The sequence below is a fragment of the Serratia sp. EC4 genome (assembly GCF_059652115.1).
Map to the genome: position 1 here is coordinate 233,863 of NZ_JBNIDE010000001.1, position 12,962 is coordinate 246,824.

Annotated in this window: 15 protein-coding genes; 10 read left to right on the forward strand and 5 right to left on the reverse strand. The window is 58.5% G+C overall.

Annotated elements, in window-relative coordinates; genetic code table 11:
- Positions 1-143: 143 nt before the first annotated feature.
- The 3 genes from pdxR to ACP39K_RS01110 all read left to right on the forward strand — a co-directional run bounded on the left by pdxR (position 144) and on the right by ACP39K_RS01110 (position 3,096).
- On the forward strand, positions 144-1,553 hold the full coding sequence (pdxR, locus tag ACP39K_RS01100) for a MocR-like pyridoxine biosynthesis transcription factor PdxR (RefSeq protein WP_033640294.1): 1,410 nt from the start codon (positions 144-146) through the stop codon (positions 1,551-1,553).
- Positions 1,554-1,730: 177 nt separating this feature from the next.
- A complete protein-coding gene (locus tag ACP39K_RS01105) occupies positions 1,731-2,645 on the forward strand; it encodes an NAD-dependent epimerase/dehydratase family protein (protein ID WP_497008233.1) in 915 nt (304 codons plus the stop codon).
- Positions 2,646-2,706: 61 nt separating this feature from the next.
- Positions 2,707-3,096 carry a hypothetical protein gene (locus ACP39K_RS01110; protein WP_147827331.1) on the forward strand — a complete coding sequence of 130 codons (390 nt, stop codon included), beginning with the start codon at positions 2,707-2,709 and terminating at the stop codon, positions 3,094-3,096.
- Between the two features lie 68 nt (positions 3,097-3,164).
- On the opposite strand, the gene ACP39K_RS01115 is transcribed toward ACP39K_RS01110, so the two are convergent.
- The gene (locus tag ACP39K_RS01115; protein WP_033640290.1) at positions 3,165-3,623 is read right to left on the reverse strand and encodes a YbaK/EbsC family protein; all 459 of its coding nucleotides are present in this window, start codon (positions 3,621-3,623) and stop codon (positions 3,165-3,167) included.
- A gap of 169 nt (positions 3,624-3,792) precedes the next feature.
- On the opposite strand from ACP39K_RS01115, the gene ACP39K_RS01120 reads away from it, so the two are divergent.
- Together ACP39K_RS01120 and ACP39K_RS01125 are read left to right on the forward strand one after the other, a co-directional pair.
- Positions 3,793-4,218, forward strand: a complete 426-nt coding sequence (locus tag ACP39K_RS01120) for a DUF2231 domain-containing protein (protein ID WP_033640288.1) — start codon at positions 3,793-3,795, stop codon at positions 4,216-4,218.
- Positions 4,219-4,228: 10 nt separating this feature from the next.
- Entirely contained in the window at positions 4,229-5,530 is a 1,302-nt protein-coding gene (locus ACP39K_RS01125) for a PQQ-dependent sugar dehydrogenase (protein WP_033640286.1), read from the forward strand.
- Between the two features lie 40 nt (positions 5,531-5,570).
- On the opposite strand, the gene ACP39K_RS01130 is transcribed toward ACP39K_RS01125, so the two are convergent.
- Positions 5,571-6,179, reverse strand: coding sequence for a class I SAM-dependent DNA methyltransferase (locus tag ACP39K_RS01130; RefSeq protein WP_497008234.1), 609 nt, complete (start codon positions 6,177-6,179; stop codon positions 5,571-5,573).
- A gap of 229 nt (positions 6,180-6,408) precedes the next feature.
- Between ACP39K_RS01130 and ACP39K_RS01135 the strand changes: the two genes are divergently transcribed.
- The 3 genes from ACP39K_RS01135 (at position 6,409) to ACP39K_RS01145 (ending at position 9,404) form a co-directional block, all read left to right on the forward strand.
- Complete coding sequence (locus ACP39K_RS01135; RefSeq protein ID WP_497008235.1) at positions 6,409-6,873, forward strand: DUF2946 domain-containing protein; 465 nt, start codon at positions 6,409-6,411, stop codon at positions 6,871-6,873.
- A gap of 161 nt (positions 6,874-7,034) precedes the next feature.
- The gene (locus tag ACP39K_RS01140) at positions 7,035-9,101 is read left to right on the forward strand and encodes a TonB-dependent copper receptor (RefSeq protein WP_476659515.1); all 2,067 of its coding nucleotides are present in this window, start codon (positions 7,035-7,037) and stop codon (positions 9,099-9,101) included.
- Positions 9,102-9,242: 141 nt separating this feature from the next.
- Positions 9,243-9,404: a hypothetical protein gene (locus ACP39K_RS01145; RefSeq protein WP_016927696.1), complete on the forward strand. Its 162-nt coding sequence runs from the start codon at positions 9,243-9,245 to the stop codon at positions 9,402-9,404.
- 27 nt (positions 9,405-9,431) lie between these two features.
- On the opposite strand, the gene ACP39K_RS01150 is transcribed toward ACP39K_RS01145, so the two are convergent.
- Positions 9,432-10,325: a LysR family transcriptional regulator gene (locus tag ACP39K_RS01150; RefSeq protein ID WP_497008236.1), complete on the reverse strand. Its 894-nt coding sequence runs from the start codon at positions 10,323-10,325 to the stop codon at positions 9,432-9,434.
- 84 nt (positions 10,326-10,409) lie between these two features.
- Between ACP39K_RS01150 and ACP39K_RS01155 the strand changes: the two genes are divergently transcribed.
- Positions 10,410-11,186 carry an NAD(P)H-dependent oxidoreductase gene (locus tag ACP39K_RS01155; RefSeq protein ID WP_161544734.1) on the forward strand — a complete coding sequence of 259 codons (777 nt, stop codon included), beginning with the start codon at positions 10,410-10,412 and terminating at the stop codon, positions 11,184-11,186.
- Between the two features lie 15 nt (positions 11,187-11,201).
- On the opposite strand, the gene ACP39K_RS01160 is transcribed toward ACP39K_RS01155, so the two are convergent.
- Positions 11,202-11,852: a LysE family translocator gene (locus tag ACP39K_RS01160; protein ID WP_028127429.1), complete on the reverse strand. Its 651-nt coding sequence runs from the start codon at positions 11,850-11,852 to the stop codon at positions 11,202-11,204.
- 91 nt (positions 11,853-11,943) lie between these two features.
- Positions 11,944-12,498, reverse strand: a complete 555-nt coding sequence (locus ACP39K_RS01165; RefSeq protein WP_115117001.1) for an NAD(P)H-dependent oxidoreductase — start codon at positions 12,496-12,498, stop codon at positions 11,944-11,946.
- 101 nt (positions 12,499-12,599) lie between these two features.
- On the opposite strand from ACP39K_RS01165, the gene ACP39K_RS01170 reads away from it, so the two are divergent.
- Positions 12,600-12,959, forward strand: coding sequence for a winged helix-turn-helix transcriptional regulator (locus tag ACP39K_RS01170; protein WP_060445139.1), 360 nt, complete (start codon positions 12,600-12,602; stop codon positions 12,957-12,959).
- The last annotated feature ends 3 nt before the right edge of the window (positions 12,960-12,962 follow it).

Consider the following 12,962-nt stretch of genomic DNA (forward strand, 5'->3'; position numbering starts at 1 on the left):
AGTCAAGCATAACAGCTGGATTTACACTTAAAAGAACCAAAAAACGAAGATTTTGCTGTACCACGCATCCGGGATGGCTAAAACATGCTGACCAGAGATGCCTCTGCTATTTCAAGTACACCTGCTGATTAATGGAGCGATATATGAACAGACCCACTCTGGCGCTGACGATTGACCGTAACGCACGGATATCCATCGCCGAGCAGATCCGCCAGGGGATCACCGAAGCCATTGAGAGCGGTGTTCTTGCGCCAGGCACAAGGCTCCCTTCATGGATTGACCTTGCCATACAATTGGGTATCTCTCGCGGCACGGTTAAGACCGCCTATGAACGGTTATCCGATGAGCAACTTGTCGTGATGTCCCGCTCTCGTGGAACCTGCGTCGTGGATAATCTACCGCCGGGCAGGACGGCGAAAAAGGTGCCTGAATCCGTACCCACTTCAGAATTGTTTCAGGATTTTCTCTTTCCTACAGGCGATTTTCAGATGGGGATCCCTGCCGGCGATGTCTTTCCCGTCCCCCTCTTCTCACGCCTTTTTGCGGCGTCAGCCCGTCACGCCGTGCAGTCCAGACAATGCTATGGCGACCCCAGAGGGGAAAGCGAATTGCGCCGCGAAATCGCCGGTCAGCTCACCCTTTCCAGAGGAATCAAATGCCATCCTTCTCAAGTTTTCGTGACTGCCGGATTCACCGGAGGACTTGGCCTCATACTGCACGCGCTGTCTTTACGCGGGCACAAAGCCTGGGTGGAAAATCCTGGCTTTCCGCCGGCAAGAAAAGCCTTGAGCCTTGCGGGCCTGGCCACGGTACCTGTGCGGGTCGATTCCGAAGGGATGGATATAGAATATGGCATCCATCACGCGCCTGACGCGGCAATCGCGCTGGTCACCCCCGGGCAGCAAGCGCCCCTGGGGATGGCATTATCATTGGAACGGCGCCACCGTTTAATTGAGTGGGCCCACCAAAATGGCCGCTGGATCATCGAGGATGACTATCTGGGGGAGTTGCAGCTTAATCGCCGCGCGGCGCCAGCGCTGGCGTCACAGGATATTTATGGTCGGGTTATCCATATTGGATCATTCAGTAAAACCATTAGCCCGGCTCTACGCCTGGGGTTTGTCGTGGCGCCGCCATCGCTTGTCGAGACGGTTGCTGATGTCGCCGCCTCGCTTTCCCCCGCTCCGACTCCCGCGATCCAGATGGCGGTGCATGCCTTTTTGAGTGAGGGGCATTTTCTTCGGCATCTGCGAAAAATGAAAAGAGTTTACCATGCCAGAAGTACTGAACTTTCCCGCATAATGAAGGCGTTAGGCTACACCGTTCAGGTCCATGGTTTATCCGTTTTAATCAACCTGCCAGACGGCTCTCAGGATCGCACCATTGCGCATTACGCCTATAACTTTGGCCTGGCGCCATCCCCGCTTTCAGCCTGGTATCAGTCAGGGGTAGCGGAAAAGTCCGGTCTGTTGCTTGGCGTATCAGGCAAGGAAGGCGAATCACTCCTCCATGCCTGCGAGCGGCTGGATCGATTGATCCGTAAACTCGCTTAACGGCCCCCTTGCGATTCTCGCGCTTTCCTCTTCCGCTTGTCTCGCTCTGGTACACAAAAATCATTCGTTTTTGGTTCTTTTTAAGATCTTACTCTCTTTCTATCCTGTAGGGGTCAGTCAGCATTGCCGGGTACACAACCGTGTCCGGCTGTACTCATAAGGCATCGGAGGAGAAGTATGAGAATTTTAATTGCAGGCGCAACGGGGGCAATCGGGCTGCCAATGACAAGGGTGCTCTGCGCCCTTGGACATCAAGTCGCAGGCTTGACGCGTCAAGGAAAAGGTATCGCCCAACTCCATGAACTCGGCGCCGAAGCGCTGTGTGTGGATGCGATGGATTCACATGCGGTGCGCGAAGCTGTCGAAAAGTTTCAGCCTGATACGATTATCGATCAACTGACATTGCTGCCGGCTAATCCTGCCGACATTATCCGCTCGATCCCCGCGGATACGGCTTTACACAAAGTGGCCGGACATCATTTACTTGAAGCGGCGAAAGCCTGCGGCATCAGCCGTTATATTCTTCAGTCCCGTGGCTTTTATCTTGATGCGGCGGCCGGAAAACTGGCCAATGAAAGTGCCGCCCTGCGGATCCAGGCGCCGGGGGTGATCGGGGAAAGCTGTAACGTATTGTCTGACTATGAAAACGCCGTCAGGATGCTTCCCGGGATCGCAGGGGTGGTGCTGCGTTACGGATTCTTCTATGGCCCTGGCACCTGGTATCGACCAGAAGGCGCCATCGCCGAACAGGCTCGCAATGGCGAAAGCGTCATTTTTGGCGAAGGTAATGCAGTCTGGTCTTTCGTGCATATTGACGATGCCATTGCCGCCACCATTGCGGCGCTGGGATCCGAACCTGGTACCTATAATATTGTCGATGATAATCCGCTTCCGGTGAATCAGTGGCTTCCTGAGTTTAACCGTTGGGTCGGCGCGCCTGAACCTACGCGGTTGAGTGCCGCAGACGCGCTATCGCTCGCGGGTGAAGAAGGACTCTACTATCACACCGCCCTGACCGGAGCGTCCAACCTGGCCGCGAAAGAAAAACTCGGTTTTTCACCTCGCCCTCTGATCTGGCACCGCCAGCCCTGAATACGATACGGTGCGGCGCAGCCACACCGTACTGTGACAACATCAACAGGTACCAAAAGAAATGAGCCATCGGGATAAACAGTATTTTGATTTTATGCTTGGTGATAATCGATTATTACGCGCATCTTTAACACCTCGCCATGACGGGAGCTATAGTCCGCACCTCTCGGAAATTGTCGATATCACCCATCCGGCAGACGATATTCCGCTGACCCCGGTCCCCTGTGAACAAGGCAGCGGCCAGTACGAGGCCTTCATGCAACTGTTAGGGTTGGTTCTGTGGAAAATTTCAAAGACAGCAACACGACTAGAGTCTGTCATCATCAGAGCGGGCGTAGATGACGATGGCGAGAAGACGCTGCTGAAGATCACCCATCATTTTGCCCCCGGGGTGATGGTAAGCCGGGGGCGCGTCGCTGACGTAGTAAGCGTACGGCGAGAACCGTATTGACGAAGTGAGTGACATTTCAAACGGGCTAAATCGGGTGACTTTGTAATCTTGCAATAACACACTTGCAGTTACCCTGTCACGTCAATCCACTCCGCTCCGGTGATGCTGGCCAGCCGTTGCGGCGCAATTCTCACGCCTGAGTTATCACTACCGCCTGCCGGAAGCACTTCACTGTAGCTGCACAGGCTGCGATCGCAGTAAACTCTCACCGTTGCCGGTGCGGCAAAGGGGCAAACGCCGCCGGGCGGATAGCCGGTCAGCGCCTCCACCTCCTCCGCCGGCAGCATGCGTGCCTTTACGCCAAAGAATTGCTTGTACTTCTTGTTATCGATTCTGGCGGTTCCCGCCATCACCAGCAGCACCACGCCATCGTTCACGCGAAACGACAGCGTCTTGGCGATCTGCCCGCCCTCCACGCCAAAGGCTTCCGCCGCCAGCGCTACCGTCGCGGTATTCTGTGTCAGCACCGTCACCGCCGTTTCCGGCGCGTGCTCGGCCAGAAAACGCTGAACGCGTTCTATGCTCATGCTCCTTCCTCCTGATATTGCTAAGCCATTGATAATGCCGCAGTGATGGTTTCGGTTTTAACATCGCATGCTAAAAATGAGAATCAAAATTGTTCAAATCGCTGGATCTGAACAAAGCTTTAAGGGGCCAATGGCCTTTTTACCCATCATTTTTCATGGAGATGCCTGCATGACCACGCAAACGACAGCAAGGCCCTCAGCGGCCGCAGTGGCCGTCTATGAATGGCTCAACCCGATACCTTATGGATTTTTCACCGCGGCGCTCATTTTCGACATCATTTATGCCTGCACTGCCAATATTCAGTGGGTTAATGGCGCCAGCTGGCTAATCGCCATCGGCCTGATTTTTGCCATCATTCCTCGCCTGATTAACCTGGTGCAAGTATGGTTCGGCAGTGCTCGGCTGCTGGGTTCGTCGGTCAAACTCCATTTCTGGCTGAACCTGTTGGCCATCGTTCTCGCCATTATCAACGCTTTCGTGCATAGCCGGGATGCGTATGCCGTGGTGCCGCAAGGCCTGGTGCTGTCTGCGATCGTGGTCGCGCTGCTCAGCCTGGCGAATATTCTGCTGGCCCTTGGCGCCCGCGCAAAATAAGGAGGTTTTCATGAAGCTCTCATCTCTGGCGCTCACCCTTTCCGCCGTATTGACCTTGGCCGGCTGCGATAACAGTGCCGTCATTTCGCCGGAACAACAAATGGGGCCGGATCCGGCGTTGCCGGCGGCGCAAGATTTCCTGATGCCGCCGATGCAGGTGCCAAAGGGCGTGGGCTGGCAGCAAAACCAGATGCCGAAAGTCGCCGAAGGCTTGAAAATCGACAAGGTGGCAGACGGTTTGCTGCACCCGCGTCAGTTGCTGACCCTGCCCAACGGCGATGTGTTGGTGGTGGAGGCCAACGGGCCGGGCACCGAAGCGGTCAGCACACCCAAGCAGCTGATCGCCGGGCTGGTTAAGGGTCAGTCAGGTAAAGGGGGAAAAGGCGGTAACCGCATCACCCTGTTGCGCCCCACCGCCGACGGCAGCTGGGAAAAGCATGTCTTCCTCGAGGGGCTCGATTCTCCGTTCGGCGTTCAGCTGATTGGCAACACCCTGTATGTGGCCAACACCGGCAATATCATGCAGTACGCCTATCAGCCGGGCGAAACGCGCATCAGCGATCCGGGTAAAGAGCTAGCCGATCTGCCGGACACCATCAACCATCATTGGACCAAGGCCCTGCTGGCCAGCCCGGACGGTAAAAAGCTGTATGTCGGCGTTGGATCCAACAGCAACATCACCGAAAACGGTCTGGCCGTAGAGTACCGGCGCGCCGCGGTATTGGAAGTGGACACCGCCTCCGGCGCCAGCCGCATCTTCGCCAGCGGCCTGCGCAACCCGACCGGGCTGCAGTGGGAACCGCACAGCGGCAAGCTGTGGGCCATCGTCAACGAGCGTGACGAGATCGGCGCCGATCTGGTGCCGGACTACCTGACCTCGGTACAGGACGGCGGCTTCTACGGCTGGCCTTACAGCTATTTCGGCCAGCACGTCGATCGTCGGGTGCAGCCGGCGCGGCCGGATCTGGTGGCGAAAGCCATCAAGCCGGACTACGCCCTCAGCTCGCACGTCGCGCCGCTGGGGCTGCTGTTCTACACCGCGAGCGCTCTGCCGGCCGACTATCGCGGCGGCGCCTTTGTCAGTGAGCACGGCAGTTGGGATCGCTCGCCGCTGAACGGCTACCGGGTCAGCTACGTGGCGTTCGAACAAGGCAAGCCGGTCGGTAAACTCAAAGCGGTGGTCACCGGCTTTGTCTCCGACGACGAGAAGGAACTCTATGGCGCACCGGTTGGATTAGCGGTCGACAAGGCCGGCGCCCTGCTGATTGCGGATGACGTGGGCAACACCGTTTGGCGCGTCAGCGCTAAATAACGTTAACGTGCAGGTTCCGATGAACCTGCACGTGACATTGTCACTTGATGCTTTGCACCAACCAGACCGTTCTTCCCCCGCAGGCGGGATCTTCCACCACATGATCGACCACGCGGAAGCCGTTCTCCTGCAGCAGGCGCGTATACTCCTCCGGCGCCAGGCTGGCGTGAAACAGCGGCTGGCCGTCGAAATTGCCGATCGCCACGCCGTCTTCAGGGCCGCTGGTGAACATCAGTGCGGCATGCGGCTTGGCGTGCCGTCTGAACAGTAGAAACATGCGGCGCTGATCGTCGCGCGCCAGATGGAAGAAGCTGTCCCAGGCCAGCAGGCCGTCGAATCTTGTCGCCAGACTCAGCCGGCGCATGTCCATCTGCCGCCACTCCTGCTGTGGAAAACGCTGCCGGCAGCGCGCGATCATCGCCTGCGCGCCGTCGATGCCGGTGACTCGATACCCTTGTTCGATAAAATAGGCGGCGATCGGCGCGCCATTGCCGCAGCCGAGATCCAGCAGCCGCGCGTTGGCCGGGGTAAGCTGCAAAAAGCGGTCGAGCCACGGCCGCTCAAACAGCGTGGTGGGTCTGAGGCGTTCCCAGGCGGCGGCATGTTCGTCATAAAGCGAAATAATCGTGCTCGCCAGTTCTTCCGTCATTAATATTGTCCCCGTCACGTTAGTGGCGCAATAAAAATAGCCTTTGGTCAGAATTAAAGCGCTTATCCGATAATATATTCATCAACAGGCCGTTGACCAGAAATAAAAGGTTTTAACATTTCGACATAAACCAGTACAATTCCCTCCCCTGTGTTAACCCTTTTTTAGGTTGATTGTGTCGTTAATTCAGCCCTCTGCATCGCGAAATCGGGCCGCCGCCTGGTTAGGGATGTTTGCCATTCTGATGTTGTTCATTGCGCCGGTGATCTCGCGATCTCTGGAGCATGTACGCGCCGGAAGTGCTGGAACGGCCGTCATGGCGGATTGCGGCATGGATATGCCGATGCATCACGGGATGCGCTCGCCGTCGTCTGAACCTGAAAAAGCCTCGCCGCCGCTGATGCAGCACGGCGGCGGCCACCACAACATGGCGATGATGATGGACGACAGCGCCTGCGGCTACTGCGTGCTGTTGCTGCACGCGCCGCTGCTGGACGTGAGCCACGCCCCGCTGTTCTGGTCTCAGTCGCTGGCTTCGCGCCCGCCGCCGATCCGCTATCTCGTTCCCCTGTTTGCCCACGTCGTTCACACCGAATTACAGCCGCGCGCGCCCCCCTCTCTTTCCTCTGATTTAACAATAAGCCCATTGCCGTTCTCTGTATTGCCGTTGATCGCTTCAACCCGGCGGAATTAATTCGCCCAACGATTAAGCACCGAGACGACATTATTAATCCGGTTATTTCCACGCTGATGGAATTAACCCCCCGTATTTACCGATGGTGATTTTCGCCAGGCCGCCCCACGCCTGAATAATCCCTCGGCCAAGAACGGAAAAAGTTAGCTTAAGGAAAGATGATGTTTAAACCCGTTTATAAAAAGAACGCCGCCACCCGCGCCATCACCGCCGCCATGCCGCTGTTCCTGCTGGCTGGCCACGCGGCGCAGGCGCATCAGCACCCTGCCGACATACAGGTTAATGATGGCGACGTGATCACCGTCACCGCACCGCTCTACTCTCCGCTGACCATTGTGACGTCACCGAAAACTCCGCGTCAGCCGGTGCCGGCCAGCGATGGCTCGGACTACCTGAAAACCATTCCCGGCTTTTCTCAGATCCGCAACGGCGGCACCAACGGCGATCCGGTGTTCCGCGGCATGTTCGGTTCGCGGTTGAAGATCCTCACCGACGGTTCGGAAATGCTGGGCGCCTGTCCATCGAGAATGGATGCGCCCACTTCTTACATCTCGCCGGAGAGTTTCGATCTGTTGACCATCACCAAAGGGCCGCAGACGGTGTTGTGGGGGCCGGGCTCGTCTGCGGGCACCGTGCGTTTCGAACGTGAACGCCCACGCTTCGACAAGCCGGGCGTCAAGGGCAACGCCAGCGTGCTGACCGGCTCCAACGGCCGCTGGGACGAGAATATCGACGCCAGCCTCGGCGCCGAGCAAGGTTACTTGCGGGTGATGGCCAACAAATCTCGTTCCAACGATTATCAGGACGGCACCAATACGCGCGTGCCGTCGCGCTGGGACAAGTGGAACGGCGATCTGGCGCTCGGCTGGACGCCGGACAACGATACGCTGCTGGAAGTGACCATGGGCCGCGGCAACGGCGAAGCGCGCTATGCCGGCCGCAGCATGGACGGTTCGCAGTTCAAGCGCGAAAGCCTGGGCATGCGGGTGGAAAAATCCAACATCGGCGAGGTGCTGGATAAGCTGGAAGCGCAGGTCTACTACAACTACGCCAACCACGTGATGGACAACGTCACCCTGCGCTCACCGGGCAGCGGCGGCATGGGTGGGCACGGTGGCCATGGCGGTATGGGCATGGGCGGCCACGGCGGGCACATGATGTCTTCCGGCATGACGATGCAGCTCGATCGCCGCACCGTCGGCGGCCGCGTGATGGGCACCTGGCAGTGGCAGGACGTGAAGCTTGAAAGCGGCCTGGACACGCAGACCAATACCCACCGCAGCATGAGCCGCGGCAGCTGGGAAAAAGACGCCCAGTTCAACAGCTACGGCGCCTTCAGTGAGCTGACCTGGTCCACCAGCGAGCAGGATAAACTGATCGGCGGCGCGCGTCTCGATCGCACCCTGGTGGAGAACTTCCGCAACGGCGGCGACGCGGAGCGTTCCGACACCCTGCCGAGCGGTTTTATGCGCCTGGAGCACACGCTGGCCGAGCTGCCGCTGATGCTGTACGCCGGCGTCGGTTATACTGAGCGTTTCCCGGATTACTGGGAGCTATTCTCGCCGAAGCTCGGCCCGAATGGCAGCAAGGATCCGTTCTCCAGCGTCAAGAGCGAGAAAACTACGCAGCTCGACATCGGCGCACAATACAACGGCAAGCGCTTCAACGGCTGGGTCTCCGCTTATGTGGGCCGCGTCGATGATTTCATCCTGTTCAAATACGATCCGCACAATGCGCGTCTCAGCCAGGCCGATAACGTCAACGCCAACATCATGGGCGGCGAAATGGGCATGGGTTATCAGTTGAGCGAGCACTGGAAAACCGACGCCAGCCTGGCCTACTCCTGGGGCAAAAATACCAGCGACGGCCGCCCGCTGCCGCAGATCCCGCCGCTGGAGGCGCGTCTAGGGCTGACCTACGAGTACGGCGACTGGAGCGGCACCGGGCTGTGGCGTTTGGTCAGCAGCCAAAACCGCGTGGCGATCAACGAAGGCAACGTGGTGGGCAAAGACTTTGCCGAAAGCGCCGGCTTCGGCGTGCTCTCCGCGAACGCCGCCTACAAGGTGAATAAAAACGTCAAGCTGAGCGCCGGTCTGGATAACATCCTGAACAAGACCTACAGCGAGCACCTCAACCTGGCGGGCAACAGCGCCTTCGGCTATTCGGCCAACAGCGCGGTGAATGAACCGGGCCGCACCCTGTGGGCCAAGGTTAACGTCACCTTCTAAACCGTTCACCGGGCGATGGGCAACCGTCGCCCGGTCATGCGATATGCGATCCGGTTCTTAGGATATGAGTTTTAAGTTTTTCCCATTCGGTTAGGCGGCGATTACTATCGTCCTCAGGTTAATCATGGCCCCGGAGGGAATATGCAAAAGATCACTCGTTTTCTGGCCCTGCTCGGCGAGCTGATGATCGAAAAAGCCGAAGACGCCGCGCCGCAGGCAGCCCAGCCTGACGATCGCGACGACGCGTTGCCACCGCGCCTCGAACGCGGCGTTCCGCTGGCTGACCGCTTCCTGTTCATGTAATTTCCCGCGCTGTTTACATTAGCCCGCTCACACTGAACGCATGATATGTTCGCGCAGCCACCGGTGAGCGGGATCCCGATGCGATCGTTCGTGCCACAGCATAGTCATTTCAAAACCCGGCACCGCCAACGGCGGTTTGAGTTGCTGCAATAACGGTTGGTTGCGCACCAGCCGCTCCGGCAACATCGCCACCAAATCGGACTGCGTCAGTACCGAGATAACGAAGAGAAAATGCGGCACGGAAAGCACCACGCACCGCGTCAGCCCCACGTCCGCCAGCGCTTGGTCGGTGATGCCGTAGAAACCGCCGCCGTCCGGCGAAACCATCACCTGCTCCAATAGGCAGAATTGCGCCAGCGTCAGGTTTTCATGCAGCTTAGGGTGACCGACTCTGCCCACCAGCACATAGCGTTCACGGAATAGCGTACGCTGACGCAGACCGGGCGGCGCCCCTTCGCGGGTGTGAAACGCCAGATCGATCTCTCCCTGTTCCGCCAGTTTGGCGATGCGTGACGGCGCGGTTTCCAGCACCGCCAGCCGGGTGCCGGGCGCCGCCGTGCGCAAACCGTTCAGCGCCGGCAGGACGATGGTGGATTCGCCGTAGTCGAAGGCGGCCACACGCCAGATATCGGTCGCCACGGCGGGATCGAACGGCGTCGCCGGCGTCACCGCCAACTCAAGCGCCGCCAGCGCCTGGCGCAGCGGTTCCCGCAGTTGCTCCGCTCTGGCGGTCGGACGCATGCCGCGCGGGCCGGGCAACAGCAGCGGATCGTCAAAGATCGCCCGCAGTTTGGCGAGATGCACGCTGACTGCCGGCTGAGAGAAATTGAGCCGCTGCGCCGCGCGCGTGACGTTGTGCTCCGCCAGCAGCGCGTCGAGCGTCACCAGCAGATTGAGATCCAGCCGCCTTAAATTATTCATGGTTATACCTGGGATAACGGTAATTCATTTCTAATATACCTTGTGACGCCCTAACCTGCAGCTCTCACACCAAGGAGCGTTGTTATGAATGTGCTGATTGTTTACGCCCACCCGGAGCCGCAGTCGCTGACCGGCTCACTGAAAAACTTCGCCGTTGAGCGCCTGACGCAGGCCGGCCATCAGGTCCAGGTGTCAGACCTGTACGCCATGAAGTGGAAAGCGGCGATCGACGCCGACGACAGCCTGGAAGGCGCATCAGGCCCACGTTTCGATCCTTCGCTGGATTCCCGGCGCGCGTTCGCCAACGGCGTGCAGAGCGCCGACATCGAACGGGAGCAACAAAAGCTGCGTTGGGCGGACGCGGTGCTGTTGCAGTTCCCGCTGTGGTGGTTCTCGATGCCGGCGATGCTGAAAGGCTGGTTCGATCGGGTCTATGCCTATGGTTTTGCCTACGGCGTCGGTGAGCATTCCGATACCCATTGGGGCGACCGTTACGGCGAGGGTATGTTGGCGGGCAAACGGGCGATGCTGATCGTCAGCGCCGGCGGGTGGGAATCCCATTACGCCCCGCGCGGCATCAACGGGCCGATCGACGATATTCTGTTCCCGATCCAGCACGGCATGCTGCATTACCCGGGGTTCGAGGTGTTGCCGCCGTTCGTCGCCTATCGCGCCGGTAAGACCGACGAGACGCGCTTTGCCACCCTGTGCGAACAGCTCGGACAGCGGCTCGATAACCTGTGGCGCACTGAGCCGATTCCGTTTCGGCGGCAGAACGCCGGAGACTACCTGATCCCGCAGTTGACGCTGAAAGCCCATCTGGCGCCGGGGCAAGACGGCTTTAGCATTCACCTGAAATAGCGCGAGCCGCTCCCCTTATCGCGGCGCTGACACAGCGCCGCCCCCGAGGAGGAGTTTGGCGCCCAATCCCATCATGACCACGCCCGTAAATCGCTGCTGCCAGACCAACAAACGGGGATTGCGGGCGAGCCATTGCCCCACGGTGCCGGAGGCCATAGCGACAGAGCCCAGCGAAAGGATCCCGGCCAGCTTTTGAATAGAACCTAAAACGAGCAATTGCAACCAAACCGGCCCGGTTTCAGGGTTAACAAACTGCGGGAGGAAAGCAAACATGAACAGCAGCGACTTAGGGTTGGTCAGGCTGTTAATCGCCCCTTCTTTCACCGCCTGCCACCCGGTCATCATCCGGGGTTTCAGCACGGCATCGGAACGCTGCCGGCTTACCTTCAGCATTTTTATCCCCAGCCAGACCAGATAGGCGGCCCCAACCCAACGCAATACGTCCAACGCCAGCGGATAACTATGCAGCAACGTGGCGAGGCCGAGCACCAGCATGGAAACCTGCACCATACCGGCGACAAAAACCATGCCGAAAACATTGAGCAGCGCGATGCGACGGCCTTGGCCGATACCCCGGGCCAGCGTGAGCATCATATCCGGTCCGGGAGAGAGTTCCAGAAGGGTGAGTGCAACAAGAAAAGCAATAAACGTTTCGGCTGAAGGCATGGGGTTATCACCGGCGAGTCAAAGAATACGGCAATCATATTCCTCCCCGGACATTCGCAACAGCACTATCAGACGCATCCGGGGCGTGTCGTTAATTCAGGGCGGCGAGAAATGCCTGATAGCCTTGCGCGCTGCGATCCAATTCGTGGGATTGCAGCGGCTCCACCGTCCCGTCCGAAGCGGCTTCCTTGCCGTAAAAGGCAAAGAACGAAGCATAGTCGGCCCGCACGTAATCGGCGGTCACCTCAAACGGCCGGAAGATCTCCTCCAGCGAGTAGCGATAACGCCCGTCGCGCGCGTAATCTTCTGCGCGCACGCCCGCCGTGACCGCCAGCGCCAGTTTCTTGTTCCGCATCTTATAGCCGCTGCGGGAACCGTAGGCCCAGCCGTAGGTGAGCACGTCGTCCAGCCATTTTTTCAGCAGCGGCGGGCTGCTGAACCAGTAAATCGGGAACTGCAGCACGATGTTGTCATGCGCTTCAATCAACTGCTGTTCTTTGGCGACATCGATCTGCCAGTCCGGATAGGCCTGATGCAATTCGTGCACGGTATACAGCGCCGGATAGCGGCGCAGTTCCTCCAGCCAACGTTTGTTGACCACCGAGTTCGCCATATCGGGATGTGTTACTACCACCAAGGTTTTCATACTGATCTCTCCAGTCAGGTGTTTCGACGCATCTTAGGGTATGCTGACAGAATGTAAAATACGCACACTCACGACACATACTTACCCTGGAGAAAGTGTAAATGACCGCCGAATCCCGCTGCAGCCCAACGGGCATCAGCCTCGAAGACACCGGCTATGGCTACACCCTGTCGGTGATCAACGGCAAATATAAAATGATTATTCTCTACTGGCTGGCGCTGTATAAGCCGGTATTGCGGTTCAACGAACTGCAGCGCTGCATCGGCACTATTTCGTACAAAACGCTGAGTTCGACGCTGAAAGAGCTGGAAAAAGATCGCCTGGTGGTGAGAAAGGAGTATCCGCAGATCCCGCCCAAGGTGGAGTACAGCCTGTCCGAGCGCGGGCGTTCGCTGATCCCGGTGATCGACATGATGTGCGACTGGGGAGAACAGCACCGGCCGGAGCCGCCGGTGCCGTGAGGG

Excerpts from the sequence above, each read along its gene's own strand:
- pdxR (WP_033640294.1), top strand. The coding sequence starts at position 144 with ATGAACAGACCCACTCTGGCGCTGACGATTGACCGTAACGCACGGATA.
- ACP39K_RS01105 (WP_497008233.1), top strand. The coding sequence starts at position 1,731 with ATGAGAATTTTAATTGCAGGCGCAACGGGGGCAATCGGGCTGCCAATG.
- ACP39K_RS01110 (WP_147827331.1), top strand. The coding sequence starts at position 2,707 with ATGAGCCATCGGGATAAACAGTATTTTGATTTTATGCTTGGTGATAAT.
- ACP39K_RS01115 (WP_033640290.1), bottom strand. The coding sequence starts at position 3,623 with ATGAGCATAGAACGCGTTCAGCGTTTTCTGGCCGAGCACGCGCCGGAA.
- ACP39K_RS01120 (WP_033640288.1), top strand. The coding sequence starts at position 3,793 with ATGACCACGCAAACGACAGCAAGGCCCTCAGCGGCCGCAGTGGCCGTC.
- ACP39K_RS01125 (WP_033640286.1), top strand. The coding sequence starts at position 4,229 with ATGAAGCTCTCATCTCTGGCGCTCACCCTTTCCGCCGTATTGACCTTG.
- ACP39K_RS01130 (WP_497008234.1), bottom strand. The coding sequence starts at position 6,179 with ATGACGGAAGAACTGGCGAGCACGATTATTTCGCTTTATGACGAACAT.
- ACP39K_RS01135 (WP_497008235.1), top strand. The coding sequence starts at position 6,409 with ATGTTTGCCATTCTGATGTTGTTCATTGCGCCGGTGATCTCGCGATCT.
- ACP39K_RS01140 (WP_476659515.1), top strand. The coding sequence starts at position 7,035 with ATGTTTAAACCCGTTTATAAAAAGAACGCCGCCACCCGCGCCATCACC.
- ACP39K_RS01145 (WP_016927696.1), top strand. The coding sequence starts at position 9,243 with ATGCAAAAGATCACTCGTTTTCTGGCCCTGCTCGGCGAGCTGATGATC.
- ACP39K_RS01150 (WP_497008236.1), bottom strand. The coding sequence starts at position 10,325 with ATGAATAATTTAAGGCGGCTGGATCTCAATCTGCTGGTGACGCTCGAC.
- ACP39K_RS01155 (WP_161544734.1), top strand. The coding sequence starts at position 10,410 with ATGAATGTGCTGATTGTTTACGCCCACCCGGAGCCGCAGTCGCTGACC.
- ACP39K_RS01160 (WP_028127429.1), bottom strand. The coding sequence starts at position 11,852 with ATGCCTTCAGCCGAAACGTTTATTGCTTTTCTTGTTGCACTCACCCTT.
- ACP39K_RS01165 (WP_115117001.1), bottom strand. The coding sequence starts at position 12,498 with ATGAAAACCTTGGTGGTAGTAACACATCCCGATATGGCGAACTCGGTG.
- ACP39K_RS01170 (WP_060445139.1), top strand. The coding sequence starts at position 12,600 with ATGACCGCCGAATCCCGCTGCAGCCCAACGGGCATCAGCCTCGAAGAC.